Annotated in this window: 18 protein-coding genes; 14 read left to right on the top strand and 4 right to left on the bottom strand. The window is 74.2% G+C overall.

All coding sequences use genetic code 11. The annotated features are described in order from the left end of the window. Positions 1 to 224 precede the first annotated feature (224 nt). The 3 genes from ACIPLC_RS36370 to ACIPLC_RS36360 are packed head-to-tail and all read left to right on the top strand — an operon-like array spanning position 225 to position 2,270. A complete protein-coding gene (locus ACIPLC_RS36370; RefSeq protein WP_400477339.1) occupies positions 225 to 833 on the top strand; it encodes a PadR family transcriptional regulator in 609 nt (202 codons plus the stop codon). Further along, positions 830 to 1,720 (top strand): NAD(P)H-binding protein, encoded by an 891-nt coding sequence (locus tag ACIPLC_RS36365; protein ID WP_400477338.1) that lies wholly within the window; start codon positions 830 to 832, stop codon positions 1,718 to 1,720. The genes ACIPLC_RS36370 and ACIPLC_RS36365 overlap by 4 nt, the downstream gene beginning before the upstream one ends. After that, positions 1,713 to 2,270 carry a cupin domain-containing protein gene (locus tag ACIPLC_RS36360; protein ID WP_400477337.1) on the top strand — a complete coding sequence of 186 codons (558 nt, stop codon included), beginning with the start codon at positions 1,713 to 1,715 and terminating at the stop codon, positions 2,268 to 2,270. The genes ACIPLC_RS36365 and ACIPLC_RS36360 overlap by 8 nt, the downstream gene beginning before the upstream one ends. A 23-nt stretch (positions 2,271 to 2,293) precedes the next feature. Here ACIPLC_RS36360 and ACIPLC_RS36355 read toward each other — a convergent pair whose 3' ends face one another. Beyond that, on the bottom strand, positions 2,294 to 3,181 hold the full coding sequence (locus tag ACIPLC_RS36355; RefSeq protein ID WP_400477336.1) for a fructosamine kinase family protein: 888 nt from the start codon (positions 3,179 to 3,181) through the stop codon (positions 2,294 to 2,296). A gap of 122 nt (positions 3,182 to 3,303) precedes the next feature. Between ACIPLC_RS36355 and ACIPLC_RS36350 the strand changes: the two genes are divergently transcribed. Beyond that, entirely contained in the window at positions 3,304 to 3,867 is a 564-nt protein-coding gene (locus tag ACIPLC_RS36350) for a YbaK/EbsC family protein (protein WP_400477335.1), read from the top strand. 187 nt (positions 3,868 to 4,054) lie between these two features. After that, positions 4,055 to 4,819, top strand: a complete 765-nt coding sequence (locus ACIPLC_RS36345) for an SDR family oxidoreductase (RefSeq protein WP_350887393.1) — start codon at positions 4,055 to 4,057, stop codon at positions 4,817 to 4,819. Between the two features lie 301 nt (positions 4,820 to 5,120). Here ACIPLC_RS36345 and ACIPLC_RS36340 read toward each other — a convergent pair whose 3' ends face one another. Both ACIPLC_RS36340 and ACIPLC_RS36335 read right to left on the bottom strand, forming a co-directional pair. After that, positions 5,121 to 6,800, bottom strand: coding sequence for an FAD-dependent monooxygenase (locus tag ACIPLC_RS36340; RefSeq protein ID WP_400477334.1), 1,680 nt, complete (start codon positions 6,798 to 6,800; stop codon positions 5,121 to 5,123). Further along, positions 6,793 to 7,380, bottom strand: coding sequence for a PadR family transcriptional regulator (locus tag ACIPLC_RS36335; RefSeq protein ID WP_400477333.1), 588 nt, complete (start codon positions 7,378 to 7,380; stop codon positions 6,793 to 6,795). Before ACIPLC_RS36335 ends, ACIPLC_RS36340 begins: the two co-directional genes overlap by 8 nt. A gap of 279 nt (positions 7,381 to 7,659) precedes the next feature. Here ACIPLC_RS36335 and ACIPLC_RS36330 point away from each other — a divergent pair, with 279 nt between their 5' ends. The 5 genes from ACIPLC_RS36330 (at position 7,660) to ACIPLC_RS36310 (ending at position 11,152) form a co-directional block, all read left to right on the top strand. Further along, positions 7,660 to 8,196: a hypothetical protein gene (locus ACIPLC_RS36330; protein ID WP_400477332.1), complete on the top strand. Its 537-nt coding sequence runs from the start codon at positions 7,660 to 7,662 to the stop codon at positions 8,194 to 8,196. A gap of 153 nt (positions 8,197 to 8,349) precedes the next feature. Further along, a complete protein-coding gene (locus ACIPLC_RS36325; protein WP_400477331.1) occupies positions 8,350 to 8,808 on the top strand; it encodes an OsmC family protein in 459 nt (152 codons plus the stop codon). Then, complete coding sequence (locus ACIPLC_RS36320) at positions 8,805 to 9,209, top strand: amino acid-binding protein (protein WP_400477330.1); 405 nt, start codon at positions 8,805 to 8,807, stop codon at positions 9,207 to 9,209. The genes ACIPLC_RS36325 and ACIPLC_RS36320 overlap by 4 nt, the downstream gene beginning before the upstream one ends. A gap of 412 nt (positions 9,210 to 9,621) precedes the next feature. Next, complete coding sequence (locus ACIPLC_RS36315) at positions 9,622 to 10,374, top strand: class I SAM-dependent methyltransferase (RefSeq protein WP_400477329.1); 753 nt, start codon at positions 9,622 to 9,624, stop codon at positions 10,372 to 10,374. 388 nt (positions 10,375 to 10,762) lie between these two features. Next, a complete protein-coding gene (locus ACIPLC_RS36310) occupies positions 10,763 to 11,152 on the top strand; it encodes a hypothetical protein (RefSeq protein ID WP_400477328.1) in 390 nt (129 codons plus the stop codon). Here ACIPLC_RS36310 and ACIPLC_RS36305 read toward each other — a convergent pair. Continuing rightward, positions 11,131 to 11,367 carry a hypothetical protein gene (locus ACIPLC_RS36305; protein ID WP_400477327.1) on the bottom strand — a complete coding sequence of 79 codons (237 nt, stop codon included), beginning with the start codon at positions 11,365 to 11,367 and terminating at the stop codon, positions 11,131 to 11,133. The genes ACIPLC_RS36310 and ACIPLC_RS36305 overlap by 22 nt on opposite strands. A 364-nt stretch (positions 11,368 to 11,731) precedes the next feature. Here ACIPLC_RS36305 and ACIPLC_RS36300 point away from each other — a divergent pair, with 364 nt between their 5' ends. The 4 genes from ACIPLC_RS36300 (at position 11,732) to tpx (ending at position 14,642) form a co-directional block, all read left to right on the top strand. Further along, a complete protein-coding gene (locus ACIPLC_RS36300) occupies positions 11,732 to 12,799 on the top strand; it encodes an alpha/beta hydrolase (RefSeq protein ID WP_400477326.1) in 1,068 nt (355 codons plus the stop codon). Then, positions 12,796 to 13,416: a hypothetical protein gene (locus tag ACIPLC_RS36295; RefSeq protein WP_400477325.1), complete on the top strand. Its 621-nt coding sequence runs from the start codon at positions 12,796 to 12,798 to the stop codon at positions 13,414 to 13,416. The genes ACIPLC_RS36300 and ACIPLC_RS36295 overlap by 4 nt, the downstream gene beginning before the upstream one ends. Positions 13,417 to 13,520: 104 nt before the next feature. Further along, positions 13,521 to 13,994 (top strand): hypothetical protein, encoded by a 474-nt coding sequence (locus tag ACIPLC_RS36290; protein ID WP_400477324.1) that lies wholly within the window; start codon positions 13,521 to 13,523, stop codon positions 13,992 to 13,994. A 147-nt stretch (positions 13,995 to 14,141) separates the two neighbouring features. Further along, positions 14,142 to 14,642, top strand: coding sequence for a thiol peroxidase (gene tpx / locus ACIPLC_RS36285; RefSeq protein ID WP_400477323.1), 501 nt, complete (start codon positions 14,142 to 14,144; stop codon positions 14,640 to 14,642). Positions 14,643 to 14,748: the final 106 nt, after the last annotated feature.

Genomic DNA, 14,748 nt, shown 5'->3' with positions numbered 1-14,748 from the left:
GAGGGCAAATTGTTTGTTCGGGGCGCCCCTTTGGGGGTAGCGGGGGGCCCGGGGTATGGTTACCCCCGGGTTCCACCCCCCCCCGGCCTGGGGCGGGGGGGGGGTGTTTCGGGGCCCCGCCCCCGGCCCCGCGCCGCCCCCCACATCCGGGCCCGCAGAACCATCACGGCCCCGCACCCGCAGTCGCGTTTGACTATGAACCGTAGTCGTGTTCGACTAGTGATGTGAGCACTTCGCGACTCTTCGCACTCAGCGCGCTGGCCCGGGGCGGGCCGATGCACGGCTACCAGATCCGCCAGGCGGCCCAGCTCGACCGCACCGAGCTGTGGACCGACGTCAAGCCCGGATCGCTCTACAGCGTCCTGCACCGGATGGCCGACGACGGCCTGGTCGAGGTGGTGCGCAGCGAGAAGGTCGGCAACCCGCCCGAGCGGACCGTCTACGCGATCACCGACCGGGGCCGCCGGGAGCTCGCCGCCCTGCGCGACGCGGCGCTGGGCAGGGTGCGCCTGCTGCCCGACCCGGTCGACCTGGCCCTGCAGTACACCGCGGACCTCACGGACGAGGACCTGGCCGGGGCCGTGGCCGCGCGCCGGCGGGCCGTGGCCGACCAGGTGGCCCTGTTCGAGGAGCAGTTCGAGGCCGCCCGGCCGGACCTGACCGGCCTCGAACCGTGGATCTTCGAGCACTGCCTCGCCCGTCTGAAGGCCGACCTGGCCTGGCACGACGACCTGCTCGACACCCTGACGAAGAACACCCCGTCGAAGAACACTCCACCAAAGAACACCCCGACAAAAAACACCCCGCCGAGGAACACCCGGAGGACCCCGTGATCCTCGTGACCGGCGCGACCGGCACCGTCGGCCGTGCCCTCGTCGGCCACCTGGCCGCCCTCGGCGCGCCCGTGCGCGCCGCCACCCGCCGCCCCGAGCGGGCCCGCCTGCCGGGCGGCGTGGACGTCGTCGGCGCGGACCTCGGCGAGCCGGACAGCCTGGCCGCCGCCCTGCGGGGCGTGCGCAAGGTGTTCCTGCTCTCCGACGGCCCCGACATCCCGCGCCACGACGCCAACCTCGCCGCCGCGGCCGCCCGCGCCGGCGCCGAGGCCGTCGTCAAGCTGTCCTCCGGCCGCCTCGCCGACCCCGGCGCGGACGACCCCGTCGCCCGCTGGCACCGCGCGGGCGAACAGGCCGTCCAGGACAGCGGCCTGGCCTGGACGTTCCTGCGTCCGACGGGCTTCATGTCGAACACCCTCGCCTGGGCCGGGACGATCCGCGCGACCCGCACCGTCCGGGCCCCGTTCGCCGCCGGCCGGGTCTCCGTCATCGACCCGGCCGACATCGCCGCGGCCGCGGCCCGCGCCCTGACCGAGCCCGGACACGACGGCCGGGCCCACCTGCTGACCGGCCCCCAGGCCCTCACCCCCGGCGAGATGACCGCGACGCTCGCCGAAGTCCTGGGCACCCCGCTGGCGTTCACCGAGATCCCGCCCCCCGCCGCCCGCCGAGCACTCCTGGACCACGGCCTGCGCCCGGAGACCGCGGACGCGGTCATGGCGCTGCGCGCCGCCTCGCTGGAACCGTTCGCCGCGACCGTCACGCCCGCGGTCCAGCGGCTCACCGGCCGCGCGGCGACGCCCTTCCGGGCCTGGGCCGAACGCCACCGCGCAGAGTTCACCGAGGAGCCCGGCGAGGAACCCGGCGGGGAGCCCGGCCGTGGCTGACACCCACCGCAAGCAGCCCGGCGCGGAGCCCGGCGGCGAGGCCGGCGGGGGGCCCGGCCGTGGCGGTGTCCGCCGCGAGCCCGTCGTCCTGGCGCCCGGGCACGGCGGGCGGCGCCACGTGCCGGGCAGCCCGTACGTCGTCAAGCTCGCGGGCGCGCAGAGCGGCGGATCTATCGCCGTCCTGGAGTCCACCTTCGAGCCCGGCCAGGGCGCGCCCCTGCACCTGCACCGCGGCCACGACGAGACGTTCTACGTCGTCAGCGGCGCGTTCCGCCTGCGGTGCGACGAGCGCACCACCGAGGCGGGCCCGGGCGGCTTCCTGCACGTCCCGCGCACCCACCCGCACTCCTTCACCGCGATCGGCGACACCCCCGCCACGATCCTGGTGACGCTGACCCCGGCCGGCTTCGAGGAGTTCTTCATCGAGGCCGCCGCCCTCGCCGCCGACGGACGGCCCCACCGCCGGATGATGCAGACCCTCCTGGCCCGCTACGACCAGGAACTGGTCCCCGACACACCGCAGGACCAGCACCGGCCGGACGGCCGCTGAGGCCACCGTCCGAGCGGCCCGCGTTAGCGATAGGTGCGCAGCACGTCGAGCAGGTCGCCGGTGTGGCCGTCGCGCGCGCCGAAGTGGGCGGCGCAGCTGAGCTGTTCGCGCAGGTGGAGCAGCCGCATGCGGTCCTGCCAGCCGTCGGTGAGGGGGTGGTGTTCGCGGTAGGCGTCGAAGAAGCGGGCGGGGACGCCGCCGGTGCAGAACATCATGCTCAGGTCCGTGTCCGCCCACGTCCAGCACACCGCCGGGTCGATGAACGCCGGTGTTGCGTCCGGGCGGGCGAGGACGTTGCCGTGCCACAGGTCGCCGTGGGTGAGGACGGGTGGTGCGGCGGGCAGGAGTTGGGGCAGCCGGTCGCAGATGCGTTCCAGGTCGGCGCGTCCCCGGGGCCCGAGCACCTGGCGTGCCAGGGGTTCGTCGAGGTAGCGCAGCAGGCGGTGGCGGGCGAAGAACTCGTGTCCGTCCTCGGTCCAGGGGTTGCGCTGTGCCAGGCGGCCGAGCCAGCCGTCCGAGGCCCAGCCGAAGCGCTGTCCGGTGGTGGCGTGCAGGCCGGCCAGCGCGTGTGCGGCGCGTTCCCAGAAGGCGGTGTCGTGTGCGGGCGGCTGTTCGAGGGCTTCCAGGACCAGTCCGTCCGGGTGAAGGGCCAGCACCCGCGGGGTCGCCAGCGCGCCGCGGGTGCGCAGGGCCGCGAGGCCCTGGGCCTCCTTCGCGTACACGTCGGGGGCCAGTGCCGGGGTGGACTTCACCACCACGCGCCCGCCGCCGGCCAGGGTGACCAGCCAGACGGTGTTCGCGGCGCCGCCGGCCAGGCGCACCGCGCCCGTCGCCGGGCCGGGGAGCAGGTGCGGCGGCGGACCGCCGTGTCCGGCGGCCGCCTCATCGGTGTCCTGCGCGAGATCTTCCATGGCGGGCCCCTTTCCCGCGCCCGGCGCCACCGACTCCGGCCGGCGGCAACGGATTTCGCCGCCCCGGGGGCAGCCGCAGGACCCGCGCCAGGCCTGCCGGGGTGCGCGGTACAGTCCGCTGCATGAACGAGAACGTGCGCGCCCCGTTCGGGGACTTCCCCCTCGTCCGCGCGGCGGTCGAGGTCGGCGGCGACCTCGCCGCCCCCGTCGCCGACGCGTTGAAGAACGCGGACGCGCACCAGTGGGCCGGATCCGTGCTGTACGTGGACACCGACCCCGACAAGGCGGACACCGCGGTGTTCTGCCAGGCCTACGACGTGCCGCTGGAGCTCTCCGCGAACTGCGTGGTGGTCGCCGCCAGACGCGGCGGCGACGTCACCCTGGCCGCCTGCCTGGTGCGCGCCGACACCCGCCTGGACGTCAACACCGCCGTGCGCAGGCACCTGGGCGCGCGCAAGGCCTCCTTCGCGCCGGTGGACATCGCCGTCGCCGCCACCGGCATGGAGTACGGCGGCATCACCGCCGTCGGCCTGCCGGGCGGCTGGCCGCTGCTGGTCGACGAGGCGGTGGCCGCCGCCGATCACGTGCTCATCGGCAGCGGACGGCGCCGGGGCAAGCTGATCCTGCCCGGCTGGGCGACGGCCCGCCTGCCCGGCGCCGAGGTCCTCCCGGGCCTGGCCGCCTGAGCCCGGCGGGACCGGCGGCGGCGGGACCGGCCCGGGCCCGGGCTCGGGCCCAGGCGTGCGCGGCCGTGGCGTGGCCGTGGCCGGGCACCATACCCCGCAGTACCTGAGTGGACGTCAAACTCGGCTGAGGCTGACCTTGGGGGGTCGGACGGCGGGATCTGGGCGGAACACGGTCGAAAGGGTGGACATGGGAAACCTCAGCGGGAAGGTCGCGCTGGTCACCGGCGCCGGCCGGGGCATCGGGCGGGGCATCGCCGAACGCCTGGCCCGGGACGGCGCCCTGGTCGCCGTGCACTACGGCAGCAACGAGGCGGCGGCGAAGGAGTGCGTCGCGGCGATCGCCGGGGCCGGTGGCCGGGCGTTCACCGTGGGCGCCGAACTGGGCGTTCCCGGCGACGTGGACACCCTCGTGGGCGGGCTGGAGGCCGGGCTGCGCGCGCACGGGGAAGCGGCGCTCGACATCCTGGTCCACAACGCCGGGCTCAATCTCATGGGGCGCCCGATCGAGGTCCTCACTCCCGAGGAGTTCGACGAGATGGTCGCGGTCAACGTCAAGGCGCCGTTCTTCCTCACCCAGCGGCTGCTGCCACGGCTGCACGACGGCGGCCGGATCATCAACATCTCCTCCGTCTCCACCCGTATCGCCTCCGCCCACGGCATCGGCTACCCGCTCACCAAGGGCGCCCTGGAGGTGTTCGGCCACACCCTGGCCAAGTACCTCGGACCCCGCAACATCACCGTCAACTCCGTCGTCGTCGGGTTCACCCGCACCGACATGACCGCCGACGTGCTGGCCGACCCGGCGAACCTGGAACGCAACCTCGCCCTGACCGCCCTCGGCCGGATCGGCGAGATCCCGGACATCGCCGACGCGGTCGCCTTCCTCGCCTCCGACGACGCCCGCTGGATCACCGGCACCAAGATCGACGTCACCGGCGGCGTCAACCTGTAGCGGCCGCAGCGGGGGCCGCACCGCGCGCAGGCCGTACCCGGGCCCGGGCAACCCGCCGCCCCGGGCGGCCGCGGGAGCTGCCCCGCCCGGGACGGCGGGCGGGTGGGCGGGACGGCGGGTGGGCGGGACGGCGGGCGGGACGGCGGGCGGGCGGGACGGGCCTCGCGGCGCAGCGGACCCCTGAACCGCGGACCCCTGTGCCGCGGACGCCGTCAACGCCTCGCGCACCACCGCCGGTTCGCCCGGCGGCACTCCGGCGGCACACGGCCGGATGGCCGGAGCGCCCGGGCCCCGCGCGGCACTACGGGAGGTCGGGCGCCCCCGGCCCCGGTGCCGCCGCCGGCCCGAACCACAGGTGCAGGGCCGCGCGCAGTTGTTCGGCGGCGGTCTGGGGCGCCTGGTTGGGTGGTGCGGTCCAGGCGGCGTGGCCGTCCGGGCGCACCAGGACCGCGGACGTGTCGGGCAGGGCGCCGGGCCGCACCGTCGCCGCGCTCACCCGGTCCGCCCAGGGGGCGGCCGCCGTGCGCAGTGCATCGGCCGCGGTGGTGTCCTCCAGGAGCAGGGCGCCGGCGCCGGTGTGGGCCAGCAGCGGTATCAGGGCGCCGTGTTGGAGGGTGTCGTCGTGGAGGGTGTCGTCGTGGAAGGCGTCGTGGTGCAGGGGGACGTCCGGGACCATCGCGCCCTCCCAGGGGTGGCCGCTGCCGTGGGGGGCCGGGTAGCGGGTGGCGATGCCGGTGATCTCCTCGGCCAGGGGGCCGGCCGTGTCCTTGGCCTGTGCGAGGTCGGCGAGCAGGTCGCGCACGGGCGCGAGTTCCTCGTCGTCGCCGGCGAGCAGTGCCTGGGCGCGGGTGTTGCGCAGCAGTCTGGCGCCGGCCGCGTGGCGTTCGGTGTGGTAGGTGTCCAGGAGGGTTTCGGGGGCTTGTCCGCGGGCGACGAGGGCGAGTTTCCAGCCGAGGTTCATCGCGTCGTCGATGGCGGCGTTGACGCCGATGGCGCCGGCGGGCGGGTGGATGTGGGCGGCGTCTCCCGCCAGCAGGACCCGGCCCCGGCGCAGCCGTTCGGCCAGGCGGGCGGCATCGCCGAAGCGGGTCAGCCAGTGGGCGCGGGCGATCGGGACGCGGTGTCCCAGGGCGTGGTCCAGTGCCTGCTGGAAGCGGGGCAGGGTGAGGGGTTCGTGCCGGTCCCGGGGCGGGTGGGGGTCTGCGGTGATCAGGCGGACGTAGCCGGGCCTGGGGATGGCGAACACGGTGCCGCCCGGGCCGGTGTTCACGCCGAAGGGGATCGCCTGCGGGTCGGTCAGGACCACGTCCGCGAGCAGGGTGAAGCGGCGGGCGGGGGTGCCGGGGAAGGCGATGGCGGCGAGTTTGCGTACGGTGCTGCGGCCGCCGTCGCAGCCGGCCAGCCAGCCGGCACGCAGCAGCGCGGGGCCGTCGGGGGTGTCGGTGTGGGCGTGGACGCCGTCGTCGTCGAGGTCGAGGGCGTTCAGGCGGTGGCCGCGCAGGATGCGTACGCCCAGGTGGTGGGCGTGTTCGGTGAGGATCTCCTCGACCCTGGTCTGGGCGATGCCCAGGACGTAGGGGTGGCGGGTGCGCATGGCGGCCAGGTCGAGGCGGGCCTGTGCGGTGAACGCGGTGGTCGCCACGGTGGGGCCTTCGGCGAGGAGGCGTTCGGCCAGGCCGCGGCGTTCCAGTAGTTCCAGGCTGCGGGCGTTGAGGTTGAAGCCGCGGCAGTAGCCGGGCGGGGCGGGGTCGCGTTCCAGGAGCACGGTGCGCACGCGGGCCAGGGCCAGTTCGCAGGCCAGCGTCAGGCCGGCGGGGCCGGCGCCGACGACCAGGACGTCCGCGTCTGCGGCCCCGGAGGGCCCGGCGGCTCCGGCGGCTCCGGCGGCGGGTAAGCGCCGTGCGGCGGGGACCTGTGCGGGGACGGGGACGGGCGTGGCGGCGGGTGCGGGTGCGGGCGCGGGTGTGGGGGTGTCAGGCATCGGGGGCGGCCTCCGGCCAGGCCAGGGTGCCCTGTTCGATCTCCTCTGCGGTGCGCAGCACCCATTGGTGTTCGGCGTGCAGCATGGCGTGGGCGTACTCGGCCTCGATGACGAACAGTCGGGGGGCGTGGTGTTCGTGGGTGGCGCTGTGGTGGGCCTGTTCGCTCTCGGTGATGCGGGTGTGCAGGGCGGCGGCCCGTTCGCGCAGTGCCTGGGCGGCGCGGTGTGGTCCCAGGGCGCCCAGGTAGCTGACGGCGGACAGGAATTTCGGGTATTCGCGGGAGGGCTCGCGGATGAGTTCGTCCAGCCACTGGGTGAAGTACTGCCGGCCCTGGGGGGTGTGGCGGTAGACGGTGCGGGCGGGGCGCGCGCCGACCTGTTCGGTGTCGGTGGCCTCGATCCAGCCGTCGCGGGCCAGGGCGCGCACCGTGTCGTACAGCGAACCGGTGGTCAGTTTGAAGGCCTGGTCGAGGTGGCGCTGGCGCAGGGTGGTGGCCATGGCGTGGGGGTGCAGGGGCTGTTCGAGGAGCAGGCCGAGCAGGGCCAGGGCCAGGGGGTTGGCGGGTCGTTTGGCGGTCATGGCACTCCGTGGTCGCACGCGGGGGCCCGGGGCCCGGGGCGGGGAGCCTCGGGCCCGGACCCGTGACACTCGGATCGTACTACTCGGATCCGAGTAGGTGAAGGGGGTTGTCCGCCGGGCCGGGGCGGGCGGTTTCCCGGCCGTCCGGGGCTCCGTGCGGCCCGGCCCGTCGGCTGGTCCGCGGTCCGCCGCGGTCCGCCGCCGTGCGCCGCCGTGCGGTCACGGGCCGGGCCCGGACCGGCCGTTGCCGCACTGTCGGCGGGTGCGATCATGGCGGGCGTGGCTTTCGACGACGCACGACCCCAGGCCGGCCCGGTCCATGAGCGCTGGCGTTCCCGCGAGGTGCCCCACGGGGACTTCATCGTGTTCGGCGACGGATCGCTGTCGGTGATGCGCCTCATGCGGTTCTCCCCCGCCGACCGGCTGCACGAGCCCCGGGCCCAGCAGTGGAGTTGGTGGGAACTGCTGCGGGCCACCGCGTGGACCCCCACCGACTGGACGGACGTCGACACGGTGTTCGCCACCAGCACCCACGCCGGCCACCGCGCCCTCGCGGGCGAGGCGTCCGAACACGGCAGCATCGGCTGGGTCGCGCTGACCCGCGACGACGACGAGAACACCCTGGAGTGGCTCGCGATCTCCTGCTCGTCCAACCCGTTCGCCGACGTCACCCTCGACGACACCACGGTGACCGCCACCAGCACCCTGGGACGGATCTGGACCTTCCCCCGCGACGCCCCCCAGCAGGTACGGATCACCGAGGACCCCACCTACCCCTGGCACTCCCCGGCCCGGCCGCCGGACCCCGCCCCCTGATGTAGGTTCCGCGTTTCGGTGTCCAATTCCGGACCGCCATGTCCAGCGGATGACCAATTGGACAAGCCGCGTGGAAGCGCTGGTCAGCGCGTTCAATCTTTCGACGACGACGCTGCGGTGAGCGCCGAAGCGTCCGCGGCCTACCGTCGGGGCATGAACTCGCACCCCTACGTCGCCCACCTGCACTGGAACGGCTCCACCGCCACCGGGATCCGTTCCTACTCCCGCGACCACGTCGCTGTTGCCCCGCCCGCCGCCGCCGAAGTGGCCTTGAGCGCGGACCCGGCCTTCCGGGGCAGCCCCGAACGGCTCAACCCCGAGCAACTCGTGGTCATGGCCGCCTCCTCCTGCCAGATGCTGTCCTTCCTCGGCGCCGCCGCCCGCGCCGGCATCGACGTGCTGGCCTACGACGACCAGGCCGTCAGTCACCTCGACCTGACGGCCGAGTCCGCCCGCCTCGCCACGATCCGCCTGGTCGTCACGGTCAAGGTCGCCGCCGGGACGGACGAGGCCAAGGTCCAGGAGCTGAGTGAGCAGGCCCACCATGAGTGCTACATCGCCAACTCGCTGTCCGTTCCCGTCGAGGTGACCACCACCGCGGTGACCGCGTGAGCGCCCACCTGCAGGACCTCGAGGTCCATTTGCCCGACCGGCCCGGCGCACTGGCCGTCCTCGGACAAGCTCTCGGCCGTGCCGGAGTGAGTTTGGAAGGCGGCGGCGTGTTCACCCACAACGGCCACGCCATCGCGCACTACCTCGTCGACAATGGCCCGCTCGCGCTCCGGGCTGCCACCGAAGCAGAGCTCGGCCCTGCGGCCGTTCGCGACGTCGTCATGACCCGGCTGAACCAGGAGATGCCCGGGCAACTCGGTGCCCTGGCGAGACTCCTGGGTGACGCAGGGGTCAACGTGCTGGTCCAGTACAGCGACCACGACGGCAACCTCGTCCTGCTTGTCGCCGAAAGCCACGCAAAGGCATGCCGCGACGTCATCGCACGGTGGGAGAACCGATGAACCCCGCCATGGGCCGAACCCTCCGGGCAGCACTGACGTTGGCCATGTGCGGAATACGGGGTTGACGTCACCCCCGCCCCAGTCACGGCCAGCAACGTCATAAGGCCCGACCGGCGCGGATTGGACACAGTTCTGCGGAACGCGTTCGGAGGACACGAGCGCGGAACACAGAAGCCCTGCAGGTCACTGCGATGCCGTTGGACACCGAAACGCGGAACCTACACCTGAGGCACCCGGACCCAACCGGCCCTGCGCCCGGTCCGGTTCGGCCCAGCCGGCCCAGCCCGGCCGGCCGACGCCACCGGGCGGCGGGTCCGGGCGGGACGGCGGCCGGCGGGTCCGGACGGCGGGTCCGGGCGGGACGGCGGATGACAGCGGCCTCGCGGCGCCCTTCGCCGCTACCGTCGCCCGCATGGCCGACGAGAACTTCACCCACCCCCGGCTCGCCGCGCTCTACGACGCGCTGCAGGCCGGCCGCGACGACCTGGACGTCTACCTCGCCCTCGCCGCGGGCCTCGGCGCGCGCACGGTGCTGGACCTCGGGTGCGGGACCGGGGTGTTCGCGCTGCTGCTGGCCGCACGCGGGGCCGAGGTCGTCGCCGTGGACCCGGCCCGGGCGTGCCTGGAGGTGGCCCGGGCCAAACCCGGCGCCGGGCGCGTGCGCTGGATCCACGGCGACGCCAGGACCCTGCCCCCGCTGCGGGCCGACCTGGTGACCATGACCGCGAACACCGCCCAGGAGATCACCGACCCGCGCCTGTGGCACGCCACCCTCGCCCGGGCCTTCGCGGCGCTGCGCCCGGGCGGGCACCTGGTGTTCGAGACCCGCGACCCGGCCCGGCGGGCCTGGGAGGACTGGCACCGCGACGCCACCCGCACCGTCACCGACGTCCCCGGCACCGGCCCGGTCGAGACCTGGATCGACCTGGTCGCCGTCGACGGCCCACTGGTGACCTTCCGCTGGACCTACGGGTTCACCGCCGACGGGCAGCGGCTCACCTCCACCTCCACCCTGCGCTTTCGCCAACGCGCCGAGGTGGAAGCGGACTTGGCCGCCCACGGCTTCACCCTGCGCGAGGTCCGCGACGCCCCCGACCGGCCGGGCCGCGAACTCGTCTTCATCGCCGCCCGACCCCGACGGCCCCGGCGGCCCCGGCGGCCGTAGAACCGCGCCCGCACCGACACCCGGCCGCACGACCGTCCAGCCGTCCAGCCGTCCAGCCGTCCAGGCGCACAGCCGTCCGGCCGTCCGGCCCGCCAGCGTCCGTCCGCCCCGTCACCCGGGCCCGCCGTGCGCGCCCGGGTGACGGGGCGCCACCACCGAGACACGGACACCGCAAGACCCCGGGCCACCACCGGGCCACCACCGGGCCACCACCGGGCCGCCGGCGGGTCGGCGCCGGTGGGCTGATCTGCTATTTTCGCCATGCTTCGACGCGAACCGTACAAGTGCGCCGGTTTCGCATGCCCGCACGGGACCCCGGCCGCGCGCACGGGTGGTGCGGGCCCGGGGCGGGCACAGCAGTCGTTCGACCAGCGGGGGGACGGGATCCATGAACGCGTACGCGGGCTCCGACGGGCCTGGCCCGTACGGGCCGTACGGGCCGCCGGCGGGCGGGCCGCTGTTCGGGGTGAACCCGGCGGACCTGGACGCGGCGGCCAAGGCCGCCAAGGACACCGGCGAGGCGATGCCGGGCGAGCTCAAGCACATCCACGAGCCCTCCGACACGGCGGTCGCGGCGCTGTCGGGCTGGCGTACCGGGGCGTCGCTGCACACCTGCACGGCGGCGTGGGAGGAGTGCCTGAACAAGCTGGCCTCGGAGGTGGACGGGGTGAGCCTGAAACTGGGCCAGACCGCCGGCAACTACCGCGGCACCGACACGGGCAACGCGAACGGCCTCAAGCCGCCCGGCGCCGGGCCCTACGCGCCGGCGGTGAACTGATGGTCACCCTCGCCCAGCTGCGCGACGCGGACCTGTCCGGCCTGGCCGGGGCCGCCGGCGCCTACGACACCCTGGCCGGCGCGTTCGGCAAGCACGTCCAGGCGATGGACACCGAGGTCACCAAACACGTCTTCAACAGCCAGTGGGTCGGCACCGCGGCCGGCGCCGCCAACGCCTCGCTGCAGCGCACCAGCGGGCGCCTGGACGCCGCGCACACCGAGATGTCCGCGGTGTCGGGCCTGCTGCACGAGGCCTCGGAGAGCTTCCAGCTACGACACCCCGCAGCGGGCCCGGGCACTGGCGGAGCGCATCTCCCACGCCGTCACCGAGGCCGACAACGCCGACCAGAAGATCGCGGGCCTGCTGGACGCCCTGACCACCCGGGCCCGCACCGGCACCGGGCTCGACCCGGGGCAGGCCGCCGCCGACCGCAAGGCCGTCGACGAGCTCGGCACCGGCCTGACGGCGGCCGGCTGGCCGCCCGCCGGCGCCGCCCCCACCGGCGTCAACTCCTGGTGGAAGGGCCTGACCCCGGACGAGCAGCAGCGCCTGATCCAGGCCCACCCCGACCTGCTGGGCATGCGCGACGGCATCCCCGCCACCGCCCGCGACCAGGCCAACCGCCTCAACCTGGCACACCTGATCGACACCTACGAGCACAAGCCGAACCCCTCGGACGACGACCAGCAGAAACTGGAGGGCTTCCGCGCCATCCGGGACAAGCTGAACGTGCAGAACGGCAAACAGCCGCCCGCGTTCCTGCTCGGCGTCGGCGAACAGGGCCAGGGCCGCGGCATCCTGTCCTTCGGCGACCCCGACACCGCGAAGAACGTCAGCGCCTACGTACCGGGCCTGGGCACCACGCTGTCCGCCGTCGGCGGCAAGGACGCCGACCGGGCCCTGAACGTGTGGAACGCCGCACACAACGCCGACCCCACCAGCGCGACCGCCTCCATGGTCTGGCTCGGCTACGACCCGCCGCCCGGACTGGAGAAACTCGCCGACGGCGACACCCGGCCCCTCGAAGTGACGGGCACCGACCGCGCGAGCAAGGGCGGCACCGCCTACGACACGTTCATGGCCGGACTGCGCGCCACCCACGAGGGCACCCCCGCACACCTGGTCGCCCTCGCCCACAGCTACGGATCCACCACCGTGGGCCTGGGCGCACAGATGCCCGGCGGCACCGGCGCCGACGACATCATCCTCGTCGGCTCCCCCGGCACCGGCGCCGCCAACGCCTCCCAACTGCACATCGACCCCCACCACGTATGGGTCGGCGACGCCGAGAACGACCCGGTCAGCCACCTGCCGGCCAAGGGCCGCGTCACCAACGACCTCGGCGGCGTCCTCGCCGGCGCCACCGCAGGCCCGCTCGGCATGCTCGGCGGCGGCTACGTCGCCGACAAGATGTACGACTGGTTCGGCCCCGACAACCAGCTCTGGTTCGGCCAGGACCCCGCCAGCCAGGACTTCGGCGCCAACCGGTTCGAAGTCGCCGACGGACCGGAGAACTCCTTCCAATCCCACTCCGACTACATGACCGACCCCGGCGAGAAGGACGCCAAGACCCTGGAATCGGTCAACAACATCGGCCAGATCGTGGCCGGCCGGTACGACGCCGTGACCCGGCAGGAAAGCCGATGAACATGGCAACCCCGACCACACGACGGCTCGGCCTCACGGCCGCCGCACTGGCACTCGCCCTGACAGCCTGCGCGCACACGGGCACGGGCACGGGCACGGGCACGGGCGACGAGCACCCGGCACCCGAATCCCTCACCACACCCGAACAGGCCGTCCAGAAACTCGACGCGCTCCTGGACGAGGCACTCTCCGGCATCCAGCCGCCGCTGCGCCACCGGGACGGCTGGCCGCGCTCCACCGAACAGAGCACCGGCATCGACGACCACTCCAAGGGCTACGCCACCGCCACCCGCGACCGCTACATCACGACCAAGGTCTCCAAGGCCAAGTACACCACCCTGCTGGACATGGCCGAACGCGACTGGAAAACCAAGGGGTACACGATCACCTCGATCAACCCCAACCAACCGGCCCTGTTCGCCGCCACCCCGGACGGATCCTCCGTCGCGATGCTGTTCGGCGCCGCCGGCAACATCACCCTCCAGGCCTCGGGCGGCGGCCACATCCCCGTCATCCGCGACCGCGACCCGTTCGGCACCCCCACCCCCGAACCCACCCTGCCCGGCGGCAACCCCGACACCCTCCCCGCCTACGACGACCCCTACTGGTCCACCTGATACCGATCCACCCGACCCGCCCCAGGGCCCACCCCACCCCACCCCACCCCCAAGGCCCGCCCCGCCCCCGCCGCGTGACCCCGCACCAGCCGAAGGCCCCCGCCATGACCCCCGAACAGGCCGTCCACACCCTCGACGCGCTCCTCGACGAGGCGACGTCCGCCATCCGCCCCCCACTGCGCCACCGGGACGGCTGGCCGCGCTCCACCGAACAGACCACCGGCGGCCTCCGGGACCGCTCCCTGGGCTACGCCACCGCCACCCGCGACCGGCACATCACCACCCGGGTCACCCCCGCCAAGTACGGGGCACTGCTGGGCGTCACCGAACGCGGCTGGCAGGCCCACGGCTACCGGATCACCGCCGTCAACCCCCGCCAACCCGCCATGTTCGCCACCACCCCCGCCGGACACGGCGTCGCCGTACTGTTCGGCGCCGCCGGGAACATCACCTTCCAGGCCACCGTCGGCCCCATCCCCGTCATCCGCGACCGCGACCCCTTCGTACCCGAACCCACCCTGCCCGGCGGCAACCCCGACACCCTGCCCGCCTACGACGACCCGTTCTGGTCCGCCTGACCCGCAGACCTACCCCCAGGCCTACCGGCCGGGACACCCCGAAGCCCTCCCCCGTCCGAAGGACGGCCACCCGGCACCCCGGACCGGGGGCGCACAGTAGGATCGGCGGCGTTGTCACCACATTCCACCGCTGGTAGGAGGCTTTTCATGGCTCAGGTCACGCTGAAGGGGAACCCGGTCCAGGTCGGCGGCGCACTGCCCCAGGCCGGCAGCCAGGCCCCGGCGTTCACACTGGTCGGCGAAGGACTCGCCGACAAGTCCCTGAAGGACTACGCCGGCAAGCGCAAGGTCCTCAACATCTTCCCCAGCATCGACACCCCCACCTGCGCCACCTCGGTACGCACCTTCAACACCAAGGCCGGCTCGCTGGCCAACACCGTGGTGCTGTGCATCTCCGCCGACCTCCCCTTCGCCCAGGCCCGCTTCTGCGGCGCCGAAGGCCTGGACAGCGTCCAGACCCTGTCCACCCTGCGCGGACGCGACTTCCACGAGAACTACGGCGTGGCCCTGGCCGACGGCCCGCTGGCAGGACTGACCGCCCGCGCCGTCGTCGTCCTGGACGAGAACGACACCGTCCTGCACACCGAACTCGTCGCCGAGATCGCCGACGAACCGAACTACGAAGCCGCACTCGCCGTCCTCGCCTAAAAACCCGCCACAACAGACCGGCCCCGCCGGCCACCCCCGCACACCACCCGGCCCGCCCCCCACACCCGGAGGGCGGGCCGGCGCCACCCCGCACCCCGGCGCCAGG

The organism is Kitasatospora sp. NPDC086801 (genome assembly GCF_044745805.1).
Lineage (GTDB): Bacteria > Actinomycetota > Actinomycetes > Streptomycetales > Streptomycetaceae > Kitasatospora.
The sequence above is the reverse complement of the archived record's forward strand: the minus strand, read 5'-3'. Positions and strand labels throughout refer to the sequence as shown.